Source organism: Gottfriedia sp. NPDC056225 (assembly GCF_042267765.1).
GTDB lineage: Bacteria > Bacillota > Bacilli > Bacillales > Bacillaceae_G > Gottfriedia.
In genome coordinates this window covers 1-20527 of record NZ_JBHJTJ010000002.1, presented here as the reverse complement: position 1 = coordinate 20527, position 20527 = coordinate 1, and the positions used below count along the sequence as shown (strand labels likewise).

General features: G+C 30.9%; 28 protein-coding genes and 2 pseudogenes. 24 read left to right on the top strand and 6 right to left on the bottom strand.

What is annotated here, in order from left to right:
• The first annotated feature begins 257 nt into the window (after positions 1-257).
• From ACFCYN_RS02355 to ACFCYN_RS02310, 10 genes are all read left to right on the top strand, one after another.
• Complete coding sequence (locus ACFCYN_RS02355) at positions 258-695, top strand: hypothetical protein (RefSeq protein ID WP_375947275.1); 438 nt, start codon at positions 258-260, stop codon at positions 693-695.
• A gap of 152 nt (positions 696-847) precedes the next feature.
• Positions 848-1414, top strand: a complete 567-nt coding sequence (locus ACFCYN_RS02350) for a hypothetical protein (RefSeq protein WP_375947273.1) — start codon at positions 848-850, stop codon at positions 1412-1414.
• An 83-nt stretch (positions 1415-1497) separates the two neighbouring features.
• Positions 1498-1980 (top strand): GrpB family protein, encoded by a 483-nt coding sequence (locus ACFCYN_RS02345; RefSeq protein ID WP_375947271.1) that lies wholly within the window; start codon positions 1498-1500, stop codon positions 1978-1980.
• Between the two features lie 638 nt (positions 1981-2618).
• Positions 2619-2906, top strand: coding sequence for a hypothetical protein (locus ACFCYN_RS02340; protein ID WP_375947270.1), 288 nt, complete (start codon positions 2619-2621; stop codon positions 2904-2906).
• A 161-nt stretch (positions 2907-3067) separates the two neighbouring features.
• Positions 3068-3385, top strand: a complete 318-nt coding sequence (locus ACFCYN_RS02335; RefSeq protein WP_375947268.1) for a hypothetical protein — start codon at positions 3068-3070, stop codon at positions 3383-3385.
• 490 nt (positions 3386-3875) lie between these two features.
• Positions 3876-4160: a hypothetical protein gene (locus ACFCYN_RS02330; protein ID WP_375947266.1), complete on the top strand. Its 285-nt coding sequence runs from the start codon at positions 3876-3878 to the stop codon at positions 4158-4160.
• Between the two features lie 164 nt (positions 4161-4324).
• Positions 4325-4621 (top strand): barstar family protein, encoded by a 297-nt coding sequence (locus ACFCYN_RS02325; RefSeq protein WP_375947264.1) that lies wholly within the window; start codon positions 4325-4327, stop codon positions 4619-4621.
• 95 nt (positions 4622-4716) lie between these two features.
• Positions 4717-4956 carry a hypothetical protein gene (locus tag ACFCYN_RS02320; RefSeq protein WP_375947262.1) on the top strand — a complete coding sequence of 80 codons (240 nt, stop codon included), beginning with the start codon at positions 4717-4719 and terminating at the stop codon, positions 4954-4956.
• 189 nt (positions 4957-5145) lie between these two features.
• Positions 5146-5502 (top strand): hypothetical protein, encoded by a 357-nt coding sequence (locus ACFCYN_RS02315; RefSeq protein ID WP_375947260.1) that lies wholly within the window; start codon positions 5146-5148, stop codon positions 5500-5502.
• 111 nt (positions 5503-5613) lie between these two features.
• Positions 5614-5952 carry a hypothetical protein gene (locus ACFCYN_RS02310; protein ID WP_375947258.1) on the top strand — a complete coding sequence of 113 codons (339 nt, stop codon included), beginning with the start codon at positions 5614-5616 and terminating at the stop codon, positions 5950-5952.
• Between the two features lie 243 nt (positions 5953-6195).
• Here ACFCYN_RS02310 and ACFCYN_RS02305 read toward each other — a convergent pair whose 3' ends face one another.
• Positions 6196-7047, bottom strand: a complete 852-nt coding sequence (locus ACFCYN_RS02305; protein ID WP_375947256.1) for a hypothetical protein — start codon at positions 7045-7047, stop codon at positions 6196-6198.
• 210 nt (positions 7048-7257) lie between these two features.
• Here ACFCYN_RS02305 and ACFCYN_RS02300 point away from each other — a divergent pair, with 210 nt between their 5' ends.
• Positions 7258-7704, top strand: coding sequence for a MarR family winged helix-turn-helix transcriptional regulator (locus tag ACFCYN_RS02300; RefSeq protein ID WP_375947254.1), 447 nt, complete (start codon positions 7258-7260; stop codon positions 7702-7704).
• A 25-nt stretch (positions 7705-7729) separates the two neighbouring features.
• Positions 7730-8692, top strand: coding sequence for an aldo/keto reductase (locus ACFCYN_RS02295; protein WP_375947252.1), 963 nt, complete (start codon positions 7730-7732; stop codon positions 8690-8692).
• A gap of 56 nt (positions 8693-8748) precedes the next feature.
• On the opposite strand, the gene ACFCYN_RS02290 is transcribed toward ACFCYN_RS02295, so the two are convergent.
• Together ACFCYN_RS02290 and ACFCYN_RS02285 are read right to left on the bottom strand one after the other, a co-directional pair.
• Positions 8749-9057, bottom strand: a complete 309-nt coding sequence (locus tag ACFCYN_RS02290; protein WP_172443656.1) for a carboxymuconolactone decarboxylase family protein — start codon at positions 9055-9057, stop codon at positions 8749-8751.
• Positions 9050-9457, bottom strand: coding sequence for a tautomerase family protein (locus ACFCYN_RS02285; protein WP_375947251.1), 408 nt, complete (start codon positions 9455-9457; stop codon positions 9050-9052). The genes ACFCYN_RS02290 and ACFCYN_RS02285 overlap by 8 nt, the downstream gene beginning before the upstream one ends.
• 111 nt (positions 9458-9568) lie before the next feature.
• Between ACFCYN_RS02285 and ACFCYN_RS02280 the strand changes: the two genes are divergently transcribed.
• The gene (locus ACFCYN_RS02280) at positions 9569-10447 is read left to right on the top strand and encodes a LysR family transcriptional regulator (RefSeq protein WP_375947249.1); all 879 of its coding nucleotides are present in this window, start codon (positions 9569-9571) and stop codon (positions 10445-10447) included.
• Between the two features lie 210 nt (positions 10448-10657).
• Here ACFCYN_RS02280 and ACFCYN_RS02275 read toward each other — a convergent pair whose 3' ends face one another.
• The gene (locus ACFCYN_RS02275; RefSeq protein ID WP_375947513.1) at positions 10658-11545 is read right to left on the bottom strand and encodes a LysR family transcriptional regulator; all 888 of its coding nucleotides are present in this window, start codon (positions 11543-11545) and stop codon (positions 10658-10660) included.
• 123 nt (positions 11546-11668) lie between these two features.
• On the opposite strand from ACFCYN_RS02275, the gene ACFCYN_RS02270 reads away from it, so the two are divergent.
• Positions 11669-12331 (top strand): O-methyltransferase, encoded by a 663-nt coding sequence (locus ACFCYN_RS02270; RefSeq protein WP_375947247.1) that lies wholly within the window; start codon positions 11669-11671, stop codon positions 12329-12331.
• A 171-nt stretch (positions 12332-12502) separates the two neighbouring features.
• On the opposite strand, the gene ACFCYN_RS02265 is transcribed toward ACFCYN_RS02270, so the two are convergent.
• Entirely contained in the window at positions 12503-12970 is a 468-nt protein-coding gene (locus ACFCYN_RS02265) for a hypothetical protein (RefSeq protein WP_375947245.1), read from the bottom strand.
• A gap of 293 nt (positions 12971-13263) precedes the next feature.
• Between ACFCYN_RS02265 and ACFCYN_RS02260 the strand changes: the two are divergent.
• The 10 genes and pseudogenes from ACFCYN_RS02260 to ACFCYN_RS02215 form a co-directional block, all read left to right on the top strand.
• Positions 13264-13431 (top strand): annotated as a pseudogene (locus tag ACFCYN_RS02260) (DMT family transporter); the annotation flags it as partial.
• A 70-nt stretch (positions 13432-13501) separates the two neighbouring features.
• Positions 13502-13564: pseudogene (locus ACFCYN_RS02255) on the top strand (helix-turn-helix domain-containing protein); the annotation flags it as partial.
• A gap of 171 nt (positions 13565-13735) precedes the next feature.
• A complete protein-coding gene (gene pyrE, locus ACFCYN_RS02250) occupies positions 13736-14263 on the top strand; it encodes an orotate phosphoribosyltransferase (RefSeq protein WP_375947243.1) in 528 nt (175 codons plus the stop codon).
• A gap of 22 nt (positions 14264-14285) precedes the next feature.
• Entirely contained in the window at positions 14286-14633 is a 348-nt protein-coding gene (locus ACFCYN_RS02245; RefSeq protein WP_375947241.1) for a DUF6054 family protein, read from the top strand.
• A 264-nt stretch (positions 14634-14897) separates the two neighbouring features.
• A complete protein-coding gene (locus tag ACFCYN_RS02240) occupies positions 14898-15029 on the top strand; it encodes a hypothetical protein (RefSeq protein ID WP_375947239.1) in 132 nt (43 codons plus the stop codon).
• Between the two features lie 97 nt (positions 15030-15126).
• Positions 15127-15330, top strand: coding sequence for a hypothetical protein (locus ACFCYN_RS02235; RefSeq protein WP_098169790.1), 204 nt, complete (start codon positions 15127-15129; stop codon positions 15328-15330).
• 73 nt (positions 15331-15403) lie between these two features.
• Positions 15404-16021, top strand: coding sequence for a hypothetical protein (locus ACFCYN_RS02230; protein ID WP_375947237.1), 618 nt, complete (start codon positions 15404-15406; stop codon positions 16019-16021).
• A 21-nt stretch (positions 16022-16042) separates the two neighbouring features.
• On the top strand, positions 16043-16534 hold the full coding sequence (locus ACFCYN_RS02225) for a hypothetical protein (RefSeq protein WP_375947235.1): 492 nt from the start codon (positions 16043-16045) through the stop codon (positions 16532-16534).
• A gap of 100 nt (positions 16535-16634) precedes the next feature.
• Positions 16635-17111, top strand: coding sequence for a GNAT family N-acetyltransferase (locus ACFCYN_RS02220; RefSeq protein ID WP_375947233.1), 477 nt, complete (start codon positions 16635-16637; stop codon positions 17109-17111).
• Between the two features lie 300 nt (positions 17112-17411).
• Positions 17412-18188, top strand: a complete 777-nt coding sequence (locus ACFCYN_RS02215) for a DUF7683 domain-containing protein (RefSeq protein WP_375947231.1) — start codon at positions 17412-17414, stop codon at positions 18186-18188.
• Between the two features lie 99 nt (positions 18189-18287).
• Here the strand turns inward: ACFCYN_RS02215 and ACFCYN_RS02210 are convergent, their stop codons facing one another.
• Positions 18288-19994 carry a hypothetical protein gene (locus ACFCYN_RS02210; RefSeq protein ID WP_375947229.1) on the bottom strand — a complete coding sequence of 569 codons (1707 nt, stop codon included), beginning with the start codon at positions 19992-19994 and terminating at the stop codon, positions 18288-18290.
• Positions 19995-20527 lie beyond the last annotated feature (533 nt).

The following is a 20527-nucleotide window of genomic DNA, read 5'->3' as shown; positions in this document are numbered from 1 at the left end:
TAATTATGAAAAAAATAAAATCAATTCTTGTTTGGATAAAAAATTTTATAAAGGCATTTATTGATTCAATTCCATGGAATTTCTAAATAGTTCTTTTAAAGATAAGTGTTTATAACCTTATTGAACTAACGCATGCATTAGTTACATAACACGAGCTGCTTATATGCGGCTTTTTTTATTGAAGTAAATGGCAGTTTAGTTACATAAGAAATAAACATTTTTTAAGAATAATTGTATAATTTATTTGAGGTGAACTAATGGAATATGAATATAAAATAGTAGACATATTTAAAGATTCATTAAATAATATGTGTTATTTTGTGCCTTATAGTGACACTGATTATGGCATAGTGCAAATGGATGTTATTTTAGAACTAAAATCACCATATTCTGAACAAGAGCTAGAAGAATATGCCATTAAAGTCCTAAATTTATGTCATACAGCTGAACCTACTCAAAATTCGAAAACCCCATTACAAAAATTATTAAAAATAAAAAGTTATAAAACATCAACAGAAAATAAGAAGTGTATCTCTTTTATTTGGAGAAAAAAATCAGGTTATTTTATAGGTGTGATGGAAAGAGAAAAATGTGGAGGATACTCTCTTATAGAAGAAATTCCTTTAGGTAAAAAATTAAATACTGGAGTTTTATCAAAAGGAATTGAAACAGGGTTCGAAAGGGCAACTGTTTGAATTATAAGTGCTTATGCAACTAACGCATGCGTTAGTTGCATAAAGCACAGTTCGATAGTCATTATTAAAGCAGTATAAAGCTGATTAGAAACTCTAATCAGCTTTATATTTGTATTCTAAAGGAAATGACGAACAAAAGGAGGATCCCTAGTATGAAAATGTATACATTTCAAAAGCTCGCTTGGTGGGGTGCCTGTCGTCAACGTGGCTCTTACGTAGCTGATCCGTCTTTCATCCCCTATGAGTCGATGAGAATGCAGTATATCTGGATGCTCGAATCTTACAAGAAACGCATCCGTGATACGAGTGCAACAGCACTGATATGGGTATGGGAAGAAATTCCTGAAGGGTACCGCGACGGTGCAATGGACTGGGACATTGAAGAAGGGTATAAAGAAAATTATTTGTTTGTCTTCGAGCATAGCGAAATTGACGTGCTTTGGAGTTGTTTTGACGCTTGGTATGTACCACTGAACGAAGGTAGACTAACTACTGCGGAAGAAGAATCACACGAAGACATTCTCCCTGAACAATATGGATGGGAACGAGTATTTGATTTTGAGTGGTTAATAGAACATGAGTATAGCTTTGGGTCAACGAAGCAAGGCGTCATTGACGGCTTTACTGAAGACGAACTTCTTTCGGTCTATCGCTTTAACGAAACATCACGTTCCTGGGAGCTACTTCATGGAGAAGCCGTAAAACTCGATTGGGCTTAAAAAGTTATAAACCCTTATGCAACTAAAGCATGCTTTAGTTGCAGATCAAGAGTTGAATGTCAGTTTTTTTAGGAGGTTAACTTGTGAGAAAAACCTGTATTGTTCCTTGGACAAAAGAATGGGAAGAATCCTACCGTAAAGAAGCTGTTATACTCAAAGCTATTTTTAAAGATGAACTGGTTGATATTTACCATATAGGAAGTACATCCATACAATCAATAGGCTTCGCAAAACCAATAATAGATATTTTGATTGTTGTAAGAAATATTGAACTAATTGATTCATACAACAGAAAGATGATGTTGTTGGATTACGAACCAAGAGGTGAAAACGGAATACCTGGCAGAAGATATTTTCCAAAGGGAATGGAAAATAGAACTCATCATATACATATTTTCCAAGTTGGAAATGAGAATATTAAGTCTCATTTAGAGTTTAAAGAGTATTTGATTGAACATCCCATGGATGCCAAAAGTTATGGAGATTTAAAATGCAAATTAGCAAAAGAGTACCCTAATAACACTAAAGAATATCAATTAGGTAAAGAAAATTTCGTAATGAGTTAATAAGAAAGGCTAAACAATGGAGTTTAAAGCAAAATCCTTATTGAACTAACGCATGCTTTAGTTTAAGAGTATGATTAATTTAACTATTTCAAAAGTAGTCGAACAATATAATAAATGAAAAAAGGGGATTATCATTATTTTCAAAAATAAATGTAGTCATGAAATATATAGAGTAGAAGCAGATTTTGCTGATCCTATTTGGTGTGCTAAGTGTAATTGGAATTTTGATGTCGATGACCTTCCATTATCTGAAGAGTTAGACAGAGAATTAACATCATGGGTACTTGAATATCAAAATTCGGTAGATTTATTTAAGGCACCTTCACTTCCAAAGGATAAGCAAATTAAACATAATGAAACAGGAGCATTATTAGCAAAAAAAGTTCAAAATGAATTGGGTATTCCTGTAATTTTTAATCCTTTAACATAGAAGTTAGTAATAGATTCTAATTCAACTAACTCATGCATTAGTTGAAGATCAAGAGTTGCTTCGGTGACTCTTTTTTATTGCACAAAATGGCAGGATAGTTGAAGAAGGAAATTGAATATTATCAATAAAGGTGATGGTAATTGAAACTTCCTAATAGTGCTTAAATATAAAGAAAAATAATGATGAATAATACCCGAGGTGAATTAGAATGGAAAACAAGTATCCTGAAAATTACTTTGAACATTATATCGTTTGTTTTTCTGGTATTGATCAAATACCAGATGAAACTGGCTTTGAACGATTAGCAAATATGTATATAGATATTGAGGGTTTAGATACATTTACTGAACTAATAAAAGAAATAAAACTAATTTGTGCCAACAACGATTGGGCCTATTTTGAAAGTATAGCTAAAGATTTTGAAATCGAAGACTTAGATGCATCTAAAATAAAAGAAATGGCAGAAATAGCAATAAAAATTTTCAATAATTTTTGATTCTTCTTAAGCAACGAACGCATGCTTTAGTTGAACAACAAGATCGGCTGTTTAGTCGATTTTTTTTGTGAAACTAAATGGCAGTTTAGTTCAATAAGGAATGATATACTATTAGTAATATTTTTAAACATCAAGAGGAAGTAGAACGGAGCATATGTTTAATGGAAAAAAGAACGACTACTAAGAAATATCTACCTTATTTCTTTTCTTATTTACTTGTTTATCCCTGTAGCTTTCCTTTAGTGGTTATTATAGGTTTAGCAACAGCAAGTCTTAGCGAAAGTAAAGCAAATGTGGTTTCTTATATTGTTTGCGCTTTAGTAACAATTGTAGGCGCTATAATATTGAATTTATATTTTAAGAATTTCATGGAATTGAAGAAAAATAATAAACAAACTTGGTCAATATTTATAACTCATTTAATTTTAATTCCTTTAACAGTTATTATATATTACTGGGTTACATGGAACTTTTTTTAATTAATGAAAATAGCGTATGGGTGATTGAACTAACTGATGCATTAGTTGAAGATTACCAGGTGATTATCCTGCAAACTGTTCTCATAAATAATATAAAAACTAGAGGAATAATAATGAACGGTAAAATATATATACTTTTAAAAATTATAATTAATGGTTTATCTATTTTAGTATTTAGTATGATATCTAAATTATGGGGAATTAGTGAATTTATAGGAGTAATAATTGGAATTGTAGTTTGTTCATTAATTTGGGTAAGATATTTTGAAAAATATGATCCGTATAGTAATTAATACATAATACTTAAGCAACTAACGCATGCTTAAGTTGAATAACAAGATCGGCTGTTTAGTCGATTTTTTTTATGTCACTAAATGGCAGTTTAGTGGAATAAGGTTTGCAGTAAAAAATACTCTTTTTTCAATTATTGTTACAGTTAGTCAAGTGCTATAAAATTGTATTATTAGATTACTAGGAGAGACATTTTAAAATGAATATTTATGTTCTACTAATATGCACATTGATTTTACTATTATTGAGTGGAAATGCATTTTACGTTACTTTTAAAAAATACGAAGATGATGACGATTTTACTGGTGGCACAACTACATTAGAGTTTTATGAATTATTATTAGGTTTTCTAGAATTTATCGCAAAAAAATTATTTCCAGAAAGATTTCATATTATTATTTTTAAAATTTTTTCATTCATATTTGGACTATTTATGTTAGGGTTTACGATATTACTATGGGTACTTTTTACGCCAATCAAGTAACTTTTTTTAAAAATAATTTATATTCTTATTCAACTAAATGATGCATTAGTTGAACAACAAGATCGGCTGTTTAGTCGATTTTTTTATTGAACAAAATGGCAGTATAGTTCAATAAGGAAATAAATGTTAGTATCAATGTAGTAATGCTTATAGAGGTGTTTAAATTGCCAAATGAAATATTAACTATTGATGTAAGTTATGTTAAAACTAACAAGGATTTACATCTACTATTAAAAGAAAAATTAAGATTTCCAGATTTTTATGGTGAGAATTGGGATGCGTTTTGGGATGCAATTACAGGGTTTGTTGCACCATTACCTAAAAAAATAATATTTCTTGGATGGTCAGAATTAGAAATGAATTTACTGGAAGAATCAAAATTATTGAAAGAATGCCTTTTTGAATACAATGAGGAACATGAAGAATTTCCTAATTTTATATCTGAATTTATTTTTAAATAATTAAAATTCCTTATGCAACAAAAGCATGCATTAGTTGTACACTTTGGAACTATAATAATTACATTTATTCATGAAATAAAGGAAAAGAGAGAAAAATGCGATTTGGAAAAATATTACTTTTATTAGGATTAATACTATTCGTTCTAGCAATACCTATAGCAAACTTGTTAGGAGGAATGGCTACTGGTGGACCCGATGTTCCTTGGTGGAAATTTTGGGAAGCATTCTTTATTGCTGAAACAATACCCATTCTCATGATACTAATTGGAATAGTTATTTTGATTATTATAAGTTGGAGAAGAAGAAAAATTGAAGAAGATGATGGTTCTTATTGAACTAACTGATGCTTTAGTTATACAACATAAAACGCGATCGGCGATTTTGTCGGTCTTTTTTTTATTGAACAAAATGCCTGTTTAGTTGCTTAAGAATTTAGAGTGTATAATGGGATTATGCTAGAAAGTTCGCTTATTAAGAAGAACATGATTTTAATTATAAATACCACAACTGTATAAGGAGGACTTATGAATAAACTTAAAGAATTTTATTGGGATATTTTATATAGGTTGTTTAGGATACAGTCAAAAAATGCAGGCTGGACAACATTTGCCCCTTTGAGAATTGCACCTGAATATAGTGTTAACTTGGAAAAAGGTCAAGTTACAGGAGAAGTAAAATATAATGAAAAGATATACTTGACTGTTATTGTAGATGTTCCTAACGAAAGTACTGTGGTTAAAGGGAGTCTTAGACGTATTCATAAACATACAAGACCATTTAAAAAACATAATTACATAGAAATTATTAAAGATAATGCGGAATATTTTATTGAAAACAAAATAGCAAATCCAAAGGAAGACTATGATAAGCTATTGAATTAACTGATGCACTAGTTATATAAAATGGGAACTGAATGAATCAGTTTCCATTTTTAATTCTGATATAATATTAATAGGTTGGTAAATACATATTGATATCTTGGGGGAATTAATTTGGAAAAAGCTATTAGAAAAGGTCTCATTTATGGTTGTTTGTTTGGTATAGCAATTGCAATTTTATTTATTAAACATTATGAAATTAACACAACATTTCAAGGAAATGAGATTATTTATTTAAACAAATTTGATTACTTAATATTAATTTTAAAGCGTGGCATTGTTGGTTCATTTTTTGGAGCCTTTCTAGCTTTTATTATTTTTAAACTAAATGATTCATTAATACTGAGTAAAAAAATGAAATTTGCTGCCATTATATTTGGCATATGCGTAGTTGGACCAGTTATACAATATTTAGTTTCTTTAAGACTCAATGAATTATCGCTGTTTAACTAGAGCATTCGTAAGTTAGTGATTATCAGAAATGTTTAACCTTATTGAAGGGACTTAAAATGTAATAAATTACTTATTGAACTAAAGCATGTCATAGTTCAATAAGACTTCCTAATGTTGTCTAATTAGACAACTTTTTTAGTTCAAACATCAGCATTTTAAAAAGAGGCAACTAAAAATTGCCTCTTTTCAAATGTGCACAAAAAACCATTTTCAAGTAATTCCCAAGAACCGGTAACTAAACAACTAATTAATTCTTGAAAGCAAAGGATCAATATTCACTTTCCATGGAGAAAGAGGTGACGTTCTCACCAATGTAAAAGTAATATTGGTTCTAACCCGACCTTTATTTTTAATAAAGAGATTAAGTTCAACTGGTATTTCAGATGCAAGAGAGTATGTTTCTACTTCCCTTGTTTGTGGTGAAGTCCACTGTATCGCATCTATTTTTTCAATTTTCTTAAGTTCTTCTTTGAAATTTTTTTGATCACTTATGGCAATTTTTTTTATCAAACCTTTATCACCGTTTTTTATCGTAAATAATATTACATTTAGCATTTGGGAAGGTGAGAGGTTATTCATATATTCATCAAACTTCCCAGCAGCTTTAAGAACCATCAGATGATGAGATAAGTCTGATTTTCCTGTCTTATGTGTTGTGCTTCCCATAAAATGAATGCAAAAGTGACCAGGGAAACCGTTAGGAAGAGAACCTGCTCCATGTGGCATTCCGTGCATGGATGCAGGGATTAGGTTGTCATGAGCTAAAATTAATACAGCCCTCCTGCGCCAACTCCATTCCCCACCGTATATTTCCTTCATTATCCTAGTATCTTCCCTTGTTAATGGCTGGACATCTGCATGTCTACTACCAGCTCTTCGTTGTACATTAAAGCTCTTTCCACTTTCCACATCGATTACGGTGAACAATGAGTATTTTGGGATTATTTTGTTGACAGCTTCCCAATCTTGAATTTCTATATGGAAGCTAATTGGGCAATGGACTGTTTCGTCTGTCGTAGCGATCGTAGCGTATGTAAGTTCTGATGAGAAAAATAATGTAAGTGACAAAATGACAATAAAAAAAGCTTTTTTCACAGCTATAAGTCAACTCCGATGTCTAATAATTGAATACATCTATTTTGTCTAATTTTTTAGATAAAATAGCTATAAAAAAATTGGGAATATAAGGGATTATTCGTTTTGAAGAAGCTATTCATAACTAGATACTACTTCCTTTTACTAAAAGTGTTGACTAATCAACAACAAATCTATACAATAGGTGTTGATTAGTCAACAGTAAAATTGGTGGTGATTACAATCGAAACAGAAACAATGCATTTCATTATGCTAAACAGTAAGATTTTTAGAAATACCCAAATTTATTTAGATAAAGTTATTAAAAAATACGAACTTAGTAGTGGTTCATTTTTATATTTAATTTCTTTAGAAAAGAATGAGGGAATTAGCCAAAATAAACTGAGTGAAGAAATAGGTCACGATAAGGCAATGTCAGCAAGGACGATTAAAAAACTAATCGACCTAGGATATGTATATAAGGAACAACATGAAAGTAATAGTAGGGCTTATCGGTTGTATTTAACTGAAAAAGCTAAAGATATTTTGCCTGAGATTCATGAAAAAATTCAGGAAATGGTGACTTTATTTACTGAAGAATTAACTGAGGAAGAATTGCTTATTACGATGAGATCTTTAAAAAAGATATTTAATAGTACAAACAAATTTCGAGAGTAGAGATGAAGAAGCGGAGGAATTTAAAATGACTTATAAACATAATGGCTTAGAACTTCATAAAATTGGATTAGGTTGTGGAGGGATGATCAAAGACGATAATAAGTCTGAAAATATCGCTACAATCCATGAAGCACTTGATTTCGGAATTAATCACTTAAATACAGCAGATTTTTACGGTTTTGGAAAAAGTGAAACTGTGATTGGTGAAGCACTTAAAGGACAAAAAAGAGAGAATGCTTTTGTCTCTCTAAAGTTTGGTGTATTGGCTGAACCAAATGGAGCATTCTATGGATTAGATGTTAGACCATTATCGATCAAAAACTATTTAACGTATTCACTTAAAAGATTAAATTTAGACTATATTGACCTATATCAACCAGCACGAATTGATTTAGGTATTCCTGTAGAAGAAACGATCGGAGAAATTTCTGACTTGGTTAAAGCTGGCTATGTAAAAAATATTGGAATTACACAAGTTGATGCAGATACATTAAGAAGAGCAAATTCTGTTCATCCAATAAGCTTCATCGAGACCGAGTATTCGCTTTTCAATAGAAGTATGGAAAAAGAAATTTTACCAACAGCACGTGAGCTTGGCGTGGGTGTAGTAGCGTTTGGTGCGCTTGCTCATGGATTGCTTAGCGGTAATTTCTCAAACAACAATTCAAAATCATATATCCCTATGTTTGCTGAAGGAAATATAGACAAAAATATTGAACTTGTAGAACAATTACGCAAAATTGCTGATGAGAAAAACGTCACAATACCGCAGCTGGCACTTGCATGGTTATCATCAAAAGGTGATGACATTATCACATTAGTTGGTGCATCAAGACGCACTACTCTTAGAGATTCTATAAAGTCTGTAGACATTAAATTAAGTGCCGAAGAAATAGCAAGAATTGAAAAAGCAATACCTGAAGACCAAATCGCTGGAAGTAGCTTTCCAAAAATGGAATTTAAAAATGGGGTAAGATTTAACTCATAATATCAAGCACACCAAAAGTTTATTTTAGTAAACAATTGGTGTGCTTTTTTTGTTGTTCAGGCTTTTATTACATTAAAAGCAGCCGCAGCTTTTGGCCATCCTACATAAAACGCCAAATGTGTTACTAAAGAAATAATTTGTGTTTCATTCATTCCGTTCTTTTTCGCTAATTGGATATGAAATGGCAGTTGTTCAGTATTTCCAATACTAATTAGAGAAGCGAGTGTACAAAGACTTCTTTCTTTTAATGTTAATGTAGGATCACTCCATACTTTTCCAAATAAGATGTCTTCGCTATATTGAACAAATTCTGGAGCAATGTCTTTCAATTCCTTTAATGTTTTAGAGTCGATACGATCATTCAACACGATGTTCCACCATCTGTGCCTTTCCTTGTCCGAATGACCAATTTTCAATAGAAGTCTCATTTAATGTAATAAAAATATCAGTGGCAGGGATGTTTAAGTGATGATATAAAGCTTCTGAAATCGATTCGTATAAATTCCTTTTTTGAGTAATCGTTCTACCCGGGGCACATGTTATCGATAAATAAATCATCTTATCTGTTCTCTTTTTCTTATCTTCTAATAGATAAGAGGAATCATAAAAAAATTGATTTGGAGGATAAGGTAAGTACATGTGAAAATAATCGTCTATTGGAATGTTAAAATGTTCAATTAATGATTCATGAATGTTACTACTTGCCTTTTTAAGTTCCTCTTTATTTAATGAGCCTTCTGGATAATAAATTTGGACAAATGGCATATGTTCACTCCCTTTCAACTATAAGATTATTTTACGTCGAGAATATTCATTTGTATAATTGAAAATATATTAGAATATTATCAAAAAAGTTGATGAAGATGAGGTGAAAGAATGGAAGTAAAAGAGCTAATTTCTTTTAAAACAATTGCTGAAGAAGGGACATTTTCACAAGCAGCTAAAAAGTTAAACTATGCACAGTCAACGATTACAACTCAAATTAAAAAGCTAGAAAAGGAACTTGGATTTCTACTTTTTGAACGAGGGTGGGACGCTAGATTAACAAATGAAGGGGCTTTATTTTTAGAAGAAGTAGAATATTTGTTAATGCATTGGGAGTATTCAGTAAACCAAGCACAGCGGATCAGTAAAGAGGAGGTCGGGACAATACGAATTGGACTGATTGAATCGGTTGCGCAGGAAATCATTCCATCTATTTTAAGCTACTTAAATAAGGAGAAACCTTATATACAATGTGATTTTGTCGTGGGGAATACAACACTTTTATCACAAATGATCGATCAAAATAAGCTTGATTTTGCTATTTGTGGAAACAGCAAAAGTAGCTCGAATGTGAAATTCGAACCACTTAGCGTAGAAAAAATTCAATTTATTGTTAATAACCCAAAGCATCCACTTTTATGTAAAAAAATAATTGAAATACATGAAATCATCGATTACCCGATCGTCATTGGAGAGAAAAGTTGTTATTACACGCGAACTGTGAATGCATTTTTAACAGAAAATAATTTATCTTTTAAGAGGGTCTATAATTGTAGTGCTGTCCATCTTATTCCACAATTACTTTTCGAAGAAGCTATAGGCATTATCCCATTTGGTACTAGTTTGGGTCATGAGCATATTCCAATAGAGGTCAAAGAATTTGATCCAAAGATGCCAATTGGAATTTTGATTTCTTCTAAAAAAGGAGACTATTTGAGCGATACGAAACAACAAATTATGAAAATAATCGAATCATCATTTTTAGAATAATATTTGATTGGCAGTACATTAATTTCAATGTACTGCCTCTATATTAACTCACTATTTTTCCTCAAATTAGGAGGAACTTACAACGTTGAAATAAAGTGATAAACAGGTTTATTCTTTATTGATGCGATTGCTATTTAAAATGTGACTTACAAAAAAAGGTTGTCTAATTAGACAACCTTTAGTTGAAAAGTAATTTAGTATTTTCATTACTCACAGACTATTTTTAACAATTTCTATGAATTTTTCCACAAGTAAGCTATGCTTCTCAGCTTTTCTTGTCCAAATAGCGATTTTATTTTTAATATGTATATCCTGTACATATACTCTCGCCAAATGGCCATTATCTACATACTCGCTAACAGCTAGAGATGAAATAAAACTTGCGCCATATCCAGCCATTACAGAACGAATTGTTTCATTAATCCCACTAAATTGAAGGGAGATTTTTGGTAGACTTACTTGGTGAGTTTGACATAAAGAAAAAAGGTGATCTCTCATCGAACTTCCTTCTTCACGCATAATAAATGATTCTTTAACCATCTCCACTAATGAGATAGTTTTATTGGCAAACGGATGAGTAGGAGATACTACAAACCAAAGTTCATCTTCAAATAAATCTTCCCACGTTACTTCCTCTGGTCTTTCCGATACTCCACCACCATAAATTGCAATATCGGCTTTATAATGTATGAGTTGCTCAAATGCATCTTTCGTATTAGCGGTTGTAATAACAAAATTTACATCTTCATTTGCACTTTTAAACTTAGCTGCCCATTTAGGAATTAAAAAATTTGCAGGGAGATACGTAGCAACAATTTTAATTGTTCCTTTCTTGGCAAGACGATAATCCTCAATAAATGATTCAATATTCTCTTCAAGAGTAACAAGATTTTTTGCTTTTTCTGCTAATGCGATCCCGAATTCAGTTAATACAACTCCTCGACCCTGTTGCTTAAATAAAGGAACACCAATTTCATGTTCAAACTTTTTAATTTGGCTAGAAACTGCAGGTTGACTAATACACAACAATTTGGCTGCCTTTGTGAAACTACCTGTGAGTGCTACTTGGTAAAATAATTTTAATCCATGTATATTCATCATTTCACCTCTACCTATAACTTAATGTTATGGATAAATAAAAATTATATATTTTTATTATGATTTATTTTATTATACACTTTTGTTGGAAGAATTAGAAAATATAGAAAAGAGGTTACCATTATGATGAATGACGTTTGGAAAGATGTAGATGAATATTTTATTGATAAACTAATACGATCTGATGCAACACTTGAAGGGGTATTGAAAGCCAATAAAGAGGCTGGTATTCCAGAAATTGATGTCTCACCAACACAAGGTAAACTTCTATACTTATTAGCTAAAATTAAAGGAGCTAAAAACATATTAGAAATCGGTACCCTAGGTGGATATAGTAGTATATGGCTTGCACGCGCACTCCCTGAAACTGGTAAAGTATACACACTTGAAATTGAACCAGAGTATGCAAAAATAGCTAAAAAAAATATTGAGAATGCTGGTTGTACGAGCAAAGTCGAAGTCATAGTAGGAAAAGCATTAGAAACCTTGCCTAGCATTAAAGAAAAAGGAAAATCTTTTGACTTAATTTTTATTGACGCAGACAAACCAAATAATCCCCATTACATAAAATGGGCACTAGAATTAGCAAATAACGGGGCACTAATTATCAGCGATAATGTTGTTCGAAATGGTGAAGTTATTGACGAAAATAGTGAGGATGACCGGGTCCAAGGTGTACGTAAATTTATGGATATATTAGAAAAAGAACCCCGAATTGAATCTACGGCTATACAAACAGTTGGCACTAAAGGGTACGATGGTTTTGTGATCAGTATCGTAAAATAAAGTAAAAGGCTGTGTCACTATTTATTTTGACACAGCCTTTTACGATCTACTATGTAGACACTACTTTTAAATGCTGAAATAATGTCCTAGGAGAAGCAGTCGATTATTGTATAACTAAAGAACTAGAAACGCTTGAGCGCTCCTTGATTGAGCAACAAATCCTTATTTTAGTTACAATAAATCAAAATTTTTAGTAATTGTGATAGAGTTACTTAATTCCTTTATCAGTTTCTCAAAATCTTTCATTAATAGATTATCAATGTAAATAACATTTTCTTCCTCAGAATGCATTGCTAAGATGAATTTTTCACTAATAACATATGCTCTTTCTATTTCTTCAACTTTTATTTCTTTTCTTGAACTAAAGATACCTTGATGATGGATCGTGAGTATATTATTCTCTAAATTCAAATAATCAATAGAATTAAGTCTGATAAAAAATAAGGATTTTGGGATAAATAACAAACTAAAGATCATGAACGGTATTAAAGGTATTAATAATATAAAATATGTATGACTGAATACATCCCAAAATGCATATACAAAAAATATTAAGAGTAAGTAAAATATAAAAATAATCAATAGAATACTATATCCCACCAACTTTGCTTTTGAATGTTCTTTGTATTTTAGTTTCAAAATCTTTCCCTCTTTCTAAAACTTAAATTGAAATAGAATAATAGTAGTATATTCGCTAGATTCTTTATAAACTCCTTTCAGATAATCTACTATTTACCTCAATAAAAAAATCGACTTTTCAGCCGATTTTCTTGTTAAACTAAAGGACTGACTTTTCTTAAGCATGATGTGATTTAATCTGACTGTTCAATTGTTAATCTTCTATAGGATAAATATTCTAAAAAACTCTTGGCTGCAAGTGATAGTGATTTTTCCTCTCGCATATCTTCACCAATATTTCGAAAGGCAGGTAATTTGTTATGATTCTCTCACCTGTAATCCTTAAAGAACAATTATCTATCTAAAAGGTTATTTGTATTGGCATTGCTATAGTAGGTATGTTATTGATTGTTGGAAACGGTATAAGTGCATCTGGAAAAGGCGATCTACTTGGAATCTTTTTTGGATTAGTTGCATCGAGTTAATTTTACTTGCTGATGTTTCAATTTTTTTCAGTGAGTTAGGTAAAAAGACAATTTTAGCTTCTACTTAGAAGCAATTTGCAAAGTTTTGAAATGCCAACCTGGTGATATTATGGAATATGTAGAGGAGTAAATAAACATAGGAGAATAATTCCTATGTCTATTTACACGCTATTACGAAAAAGTTGATTCCTAAGGTACTAATCTCTCACTAAAATAGGATAATTTGCTTTTGAAACTTAGATTAAAGAATCGTTAAAATGAAATAAAACTAAATGTTTTAACTTTTAAGGGGGATTTAATAATGGATAAAGCTCAATTAGCGCAGGAAATATACAATATTGCCCATTTAACAGGTGAATTTACATTAAGGTCGGGATTAGTATCGAATGAGTATTTTGATAAATATTTGTTTGAATCGAATCCAAAACTTTTAAAAGAAATAGCGGAGCAACTAGCAAACTATATACCAGAAGGAACTGAGGTATTGGCAGGTTTAGAGATGGGTGGGATTCCGATTGCTACTGCTTTATCTCTAAAAACGGGAATTCCAGTAGTGTTTGTTCGAAAAGAAGCAAAAGCCTATGGAACTTGTAAACTTGCAGAAGGTGCTGATATAAAAGATAAGAAGGTTTGTATTGTAGAAGATGTAGTCACAACTGGAGGACAGATTAAACTTAGTGCTGAAGATTTAAAACAAGTTGGCGCAAATGTAACAGATGTTCTATGCGTAATTGATCGCCAACAAAATGGGAAAGAAAATTTATACGAAGCGGGATTAAGTCTTCATTCATTACTAACAATGGAAGACTTAGTCACTGTTTCAAATTAAATCTTATTTAGGAGGAAACACGATGAAACATTACTTAGAATTCACTGTAAATGTAAAGCCTGATGAAGCTGCTAAATTTATTTTGGAAGACTCAGATTTAACATCTAATTTGATTTTTCAGGATCGTAAAGTAGCTGGAGGGAAAGAAATTGTAATTCTAGTATTCGAGAAATTCTTTTTTAGAAACAATAGTACCGCATCATTAACAGTTACAATTGATGACTTTAGTAGTGTGACACATGTGAAATGTATTTCCTCAGGTAATGGAGAAGGATTATTTGATTTTGGTTGGGGAGCTGGAAAAAGTTTCATTAGACCAATTAGAGAAATATTAGAAGAGCATATTCTGGACATCATTGAAGATAATTAATTTTAAAGGACTGCTTAAATGCAGTCTTTTTACTATACCCACTATCATGCGAAAGATTATTTTTAATATATATTAGGCTGAAAATAACCCAACTCAGTATTAGAGGGTATTTGAATAGTATTGTAGAAGTCATCTTATTAGGAAAATCAAAATCTCATTTTTCGAGTAAGGAGTAGTAATATGCTTAAATCCAAAGTAGGAGTTTTAGTCTTTTCAGTCCTTATACTTTTCGCACTATACTTAATTATTAATCAGTCACATTAATTGAACGGAAATAATGAAGAAAATATTAAATTCAAAAACATGCCTAAACGAAAAGACAGTGGATTTGAATTTAATTATGAATACTTTGATAAAAATGGTAAGCAAATTTCAGAAGAAGGTTTAGAGGAATAATAAAATTGGAAAAAAATGTATCTATTTGTTTGAGGACAAGATAAACTACATTTACATACACAAGCATCTTTGATCGTTAGAAAAGAGGCGAATGTTCTTGGAACAATTAAAAAGAAGTTATAAAGTTTCAATTTTAATTTTAATCGCTATAAGTATTGGATTCTTAGCAACTTTTGTGGAGAATCATATACTACACACAATATTAGTAGCAGTAATTTCCTTTATCGGATTAGTAGTAGCAGGTCTGCTATATACTTCAATTGAAAAGGGAATTGATCAATTAAATAAATCAACTAATTAGTTTGCTTAAAAATCAAGACTTGTGTATGTAGGAAGAACATTATTGTTCTTCCTTTTGATGCGTATTTAATAAAATGAAAGAACGTAAGGAAGGTTTAAAGAAGTTGAAGAAAAGTCTTTTATTATTATCAATTATTAGTAGCATAATCGTTATCACTTTTGAATTTACACAGTGGCACATCGAGGACATTTTAACAGTATTTCTAATGCCTTTTGTTTTGTTAATTATATTTGGATTTTTTTTATTTGTTACAGTTATCAGTTTCATAGTCTTATTTAAAAATAAGAATTGGAAGCCGGTAGTAGTACAAATTATTACTATTTTATTATTAATTTTCGTACCTTTTAACCAAATTGTTTTAAATGCAGATTTTAAAAAGCATAAACCAGAAAGAGAAAAAGTAGTGAAGATGGTATCGAATGGATCTCTAAAGCCAAATGTTTCATATAACAAAACGCTAATCCACCTTCCAAAGAAGTATGCTCCGCTATCTAAAGGTGGTGGAGAAATCGTAGTTGAAGGTGATGGGAATAATATAAAAATCTTATTCTATACTTTTCGAGGCGTACTAGACAATTTCTCTGGATTTGTCTATTCTCCACATACGAAGCCGTCCTTAAATGATTTTGGCGGTGACTTTAAACAAATTGAAAAATTAGATAAAGATTGGTATTTTGTTGGTTCTTATTAAAAACGGAGGAGTAGCCGTATCATGAAATCTATTAAAGTATTTGTCATATTTTTTGCAATTATTATGATTGGAATAGGGATTTTTATTTATCAAAAGTCGAATTCATATCCAATATCAAAAACGAATGAAAATAAAGTAGAAAAAATAAGTTCTTCTTTACTGCTTGTAAAAGCTGATTTAAAACAGTTAAATAAATCAAATGAAAAAGAGAAATTGGCACAAAAAGCGATGGAAGATTTAGGGAAGTTAGATGAATTACTAGAGAATTTCAAATTTAAAAAGACCCCTGATAAAGGTCTGATATTATGGATTAATTATGCTTTTGCTTCTAAAGATGCCTATATAATGGATGTGATGAATGCAAGTAATGGTGACTCGAAGGGAAATGGAGAATTTGCTAAACAAACAATAGATTACTTAAATAAGGGTCTAAAAGAAATGAAAAATAAACATGAAAAAGCTTATAAATACTTCAATAGGAACGGTTACTTTAAAGGCCTTTACAATGAATAGAATGATCAATGAAACTAAAAAGTTTGTCTTGAATTCGTTAGGATAAGATAATAGTGTAATATTTTAATGTGTATCATAAACAACTGAAGAGGTGAGATGCATGGAGATTCATATTCGAAATGCTAAAACTGAAGATTACAATTCTTTATTATCTTTATTTAGACAAGTTCATGATTTGCATGTTTTGGAGAGACCTGACCTATACAAAGAGAACTCGACTCCAGTAGGGGAAGAGGATTTTCATCATCAACTGAAAGATGATCAACAACATATTTATGTGGCCACTTTAGGAGCGGAAATAGTAGGAGTGGCGGTATTAAAGGAAGAAGAAGTACATGAAAATTCATTTGTTAATGCGAGGAAGATTTTACTTGTAAATAGTTTATGTGTTGATGATGCGAAAAGGAAAATGGGAATCGGTAGGAAGCTTATGCAATTTGTAGTTGATTTCGCTAAGGAATTGAATGTGGATAGTATTGAGTTAGGAGTTTCTGAGAGTAATCAAAATGCAATCCGTTTTTATGAGTCAATTGGAATGGCGACGAAAAATAGGAAAATGGAGTTTCGATTAAATTAATAAAATAAAGAGAGCAATTCACAAGTTCTACTTTGAAGAGAAAACTAAAAATTAAGTTGTCAAAAGACAGACCAAATCGCAAATTATAGGTCTGTCTTTTTTATTGTTAAAATAAGGCTGTTGTTGAATTTTGATTAGATCTAGCAGTAAAACTAATGCCCTTCTAATTAACCTGCTATTTTTATAGTGAAAATGAATAATGAATATATAAGATTTTATTTAAAGTAGTAATAATATGCTAAACTAAAAAATTTAATATTAATGATATTATTTAATAAAGATGAATTGAGGAGGAGCAAGTTGACTAATCAAATAAATTATCAGTGGCGCGTTACTAAGTACAATCCTGATTTTAGAAATGAAAATGGTTCCTATTCCCTGACAGAAGAGTGGACTTGTCCTTCTGAAATTGGAAAAGTCATTTATGGGAAAGAATTTACATTAGATGAATATATTCAAGTTGAAGCTGCCTATGTTGAAACTATTATTAAATTCGTAGAAGAAAGTGGTATTAACTCATTGCGAATTTTAAAACTATCAAACTTGAATATTTCTGAAGAAGATAAGAAATCTACTTTATACGAAACAGAGTTTGACGAATTGATAGTTAATGAAGATATGGTGTTAAGTATTAATGAGATACGCCTGATTTGTAAAATGGTTCTACGAAATTTCTTAGGATGTGAGTTGTATTTAAAGGACAAATTTTTTGTACATTTTGGTTGGGATTATTATATGTATATTGGTTCGTATGTTGATTGTTTGGCTGCTACGCAATATGCTCAAAATAATAGACTGTTTGTAGAACGAATTCAACAATCACCTTATTTTTTCACTGAAGAAGAAACGACTAGGATGATTGAATGGAATGAAATTGATGATGAAATAATTGTGGGCGACGAAGAACTTACAGGTATTTCACTCGATGAGTATCGTAGAATTTTTAATTTATCGACTGAGCATCCTGTTATTGGTACTTTTGAAATTAAGCAAGAACAGATGGGATTTTTTCAAAAATATTTGAAACATCAAATGGATTTTAATAAGTATGAGTATCAATTCTGGGGTGGATATTGAGAATATTAAAAAAGAGGAAGCATATTCACTTCCTCTTTTACTGCATTTAGCAATTTAATATGAAGACGTTAAATTATAACGGCATCTCTTTTTTTTATCTTATTGTTGCTGAATATGTGGTTGCTCTTTTAAATGATCCGTCAATTGATTAATAACAAATGAAAATTCATCATATGATACACATTCTAATGGGAATTCTAGTGCTACTTTATTTTGTTTGTTGTAAATGACTACAACTTTTGAACGACGGTCTAGAAATCTTGCTTTCATGTCAGCGTTTTGAATTGCTATTTTTTTTATGTCTTCTAGTGAAATTTGAGAATAAGTATTTTTCTTAGTATAGCGTACAACATCACCAATGATTTCGATTTTATTTTTTAATTGTTTGATTTTATAAATATGATATGAAACGATTAAAACTGCGAAAATACTTACTAAAGTGAGATAGACCGGGTCCATTGTTGAAAATGCTCGGTAACCTCTAATTGCTAGTATAGCGTACAAAACGTAGATCCATATTCCTGTTTTTGGTTTCCCTTCATAGTAAACAATCGATGCATCTGCTTCTTTTTCAGAATCTCTTCTGTCCATAAATTGCCTTACATGCTCTTCAATTGATTTCTCACTAAACTGTCCATCTTCTAAATAAGTACCATCCCACATATGAATAGTGTCATCATCTTCCTCTAAAGCATAAGCACCTACCCAAGCTGGAATGACTTGATCATCATATGAAACGGAAGCTAAATAATAACGCACAGGTTGATCATATGTGTTTTCAATATCAAGCTCTTTGATTAAATCGATTTGTTCAGGTATGAAATCATGTTCTTGCACGATATGTAGGAATAAATGACTTTTAGCGAAATATTCTTGTTTTTTCTCTTTAATAGGGAATAAATGCTCTTTTCGAATTCTAAGTAACTCCCAATAGAAATATTCAGTCGACTCTATGTTTGTAGCGCAATCCATCATAAGTTCTTCAGTTACGTCAATGTCTCTTTGTAGAGCGGCAATAATCGCACTTGTTCGAATAAACGGGTCTGGAAATGACATCGCTTCTTTTATAACAGGAGTCATCTCGTCATTAAAATAGTACTCCATTAAAGAAAGATAGATTGACAGGATTGAACGAATTTGTAAGTAAGTTTCTTTCCAAGAACCATACACAAACTTAATATCATAATCATTTTGATATGCTACAAATTCTTCTTTTAGCTTTTGATAATCTGCTAATAATAATGGTGCAATGTATTTTACTTTGAAACGGTCTAAATAACCTTTATCTAAACAGAATGACAGCAGACGGTAAAAAGTAGTTTTATATTCCACTACTTCAAATAATTGAGTATGCTTGTCTAATAGTTTAATAACAATGCCAGGATTGTCGTACAACACATCTAATGGTAAAACAACTTGGTTTTGTTGAATATCTTGTTCGATTAACTCCAAGATTGCTACTTCATACTCTTCTCCATCAAAATCGGTTATGTATCGAATGACCTCTTCTTTAGCAGCCTTACTATATTCAGGGTAATATTTGATTAAACACTCAGTTAATTCAGGTAAATGGAAATCAGTGATGAAATTGATCAGATGATAACTTGGTTCATCCCACAATTGAATTGGCTTTGGAAATGGATAAGCAGCCTCTTTTGCTAACCATTCTAGAGTAAATAAATTAAATTGTAAGTTATCTACATCTGATAGTACGATTAAGTCATGAATTGCACCGGAACGAATCGCTGGATCAGTATGTTTTAAACCTTCTACGATGCGTTTCAGCTGTGATTTATAAGTAGACACGATATTCCTCCGATAGCTAGTTTACATTTTATTACAATATTTCTATTTTAGTAAAATTAGTGGGGGATAGCCACTGTTAAATAATAGAAAGACGGTGGATTTTGACATTTTTAAGTTTGGTACAAAAACGTTGATTTTACACAATGATGACAAAAATAAAGAGGCGTCCATTAGTCATATAAACCGACTAAAGAGGACAGCCTCTTCTTTATTTATGCAATCCAACTCCAGAAAGAGTAATTTTTGTGAAGGTTTTAGTAAAACGTTACAAATTTTTTACTTTTAAAAGGAACTTGTGAAGATTAAATCGTTTTTCAAAATTAATAATGAATAATGCATGTTAATAGAATCATAGTTGTTAAATTTTCATGGGGTTTCAATAGAAATAAACGCAGCCGTAGAAAAAATGTGAAATTGTTCACAAAAATGACAATGTGTTTTAGTAAAATTTACCTTTTAAAATGTTAAGATAATTTCGTAAACGTTTACTAAAAATACTAGGAGATGATATTTAAGTTAGAGACATGAATAAC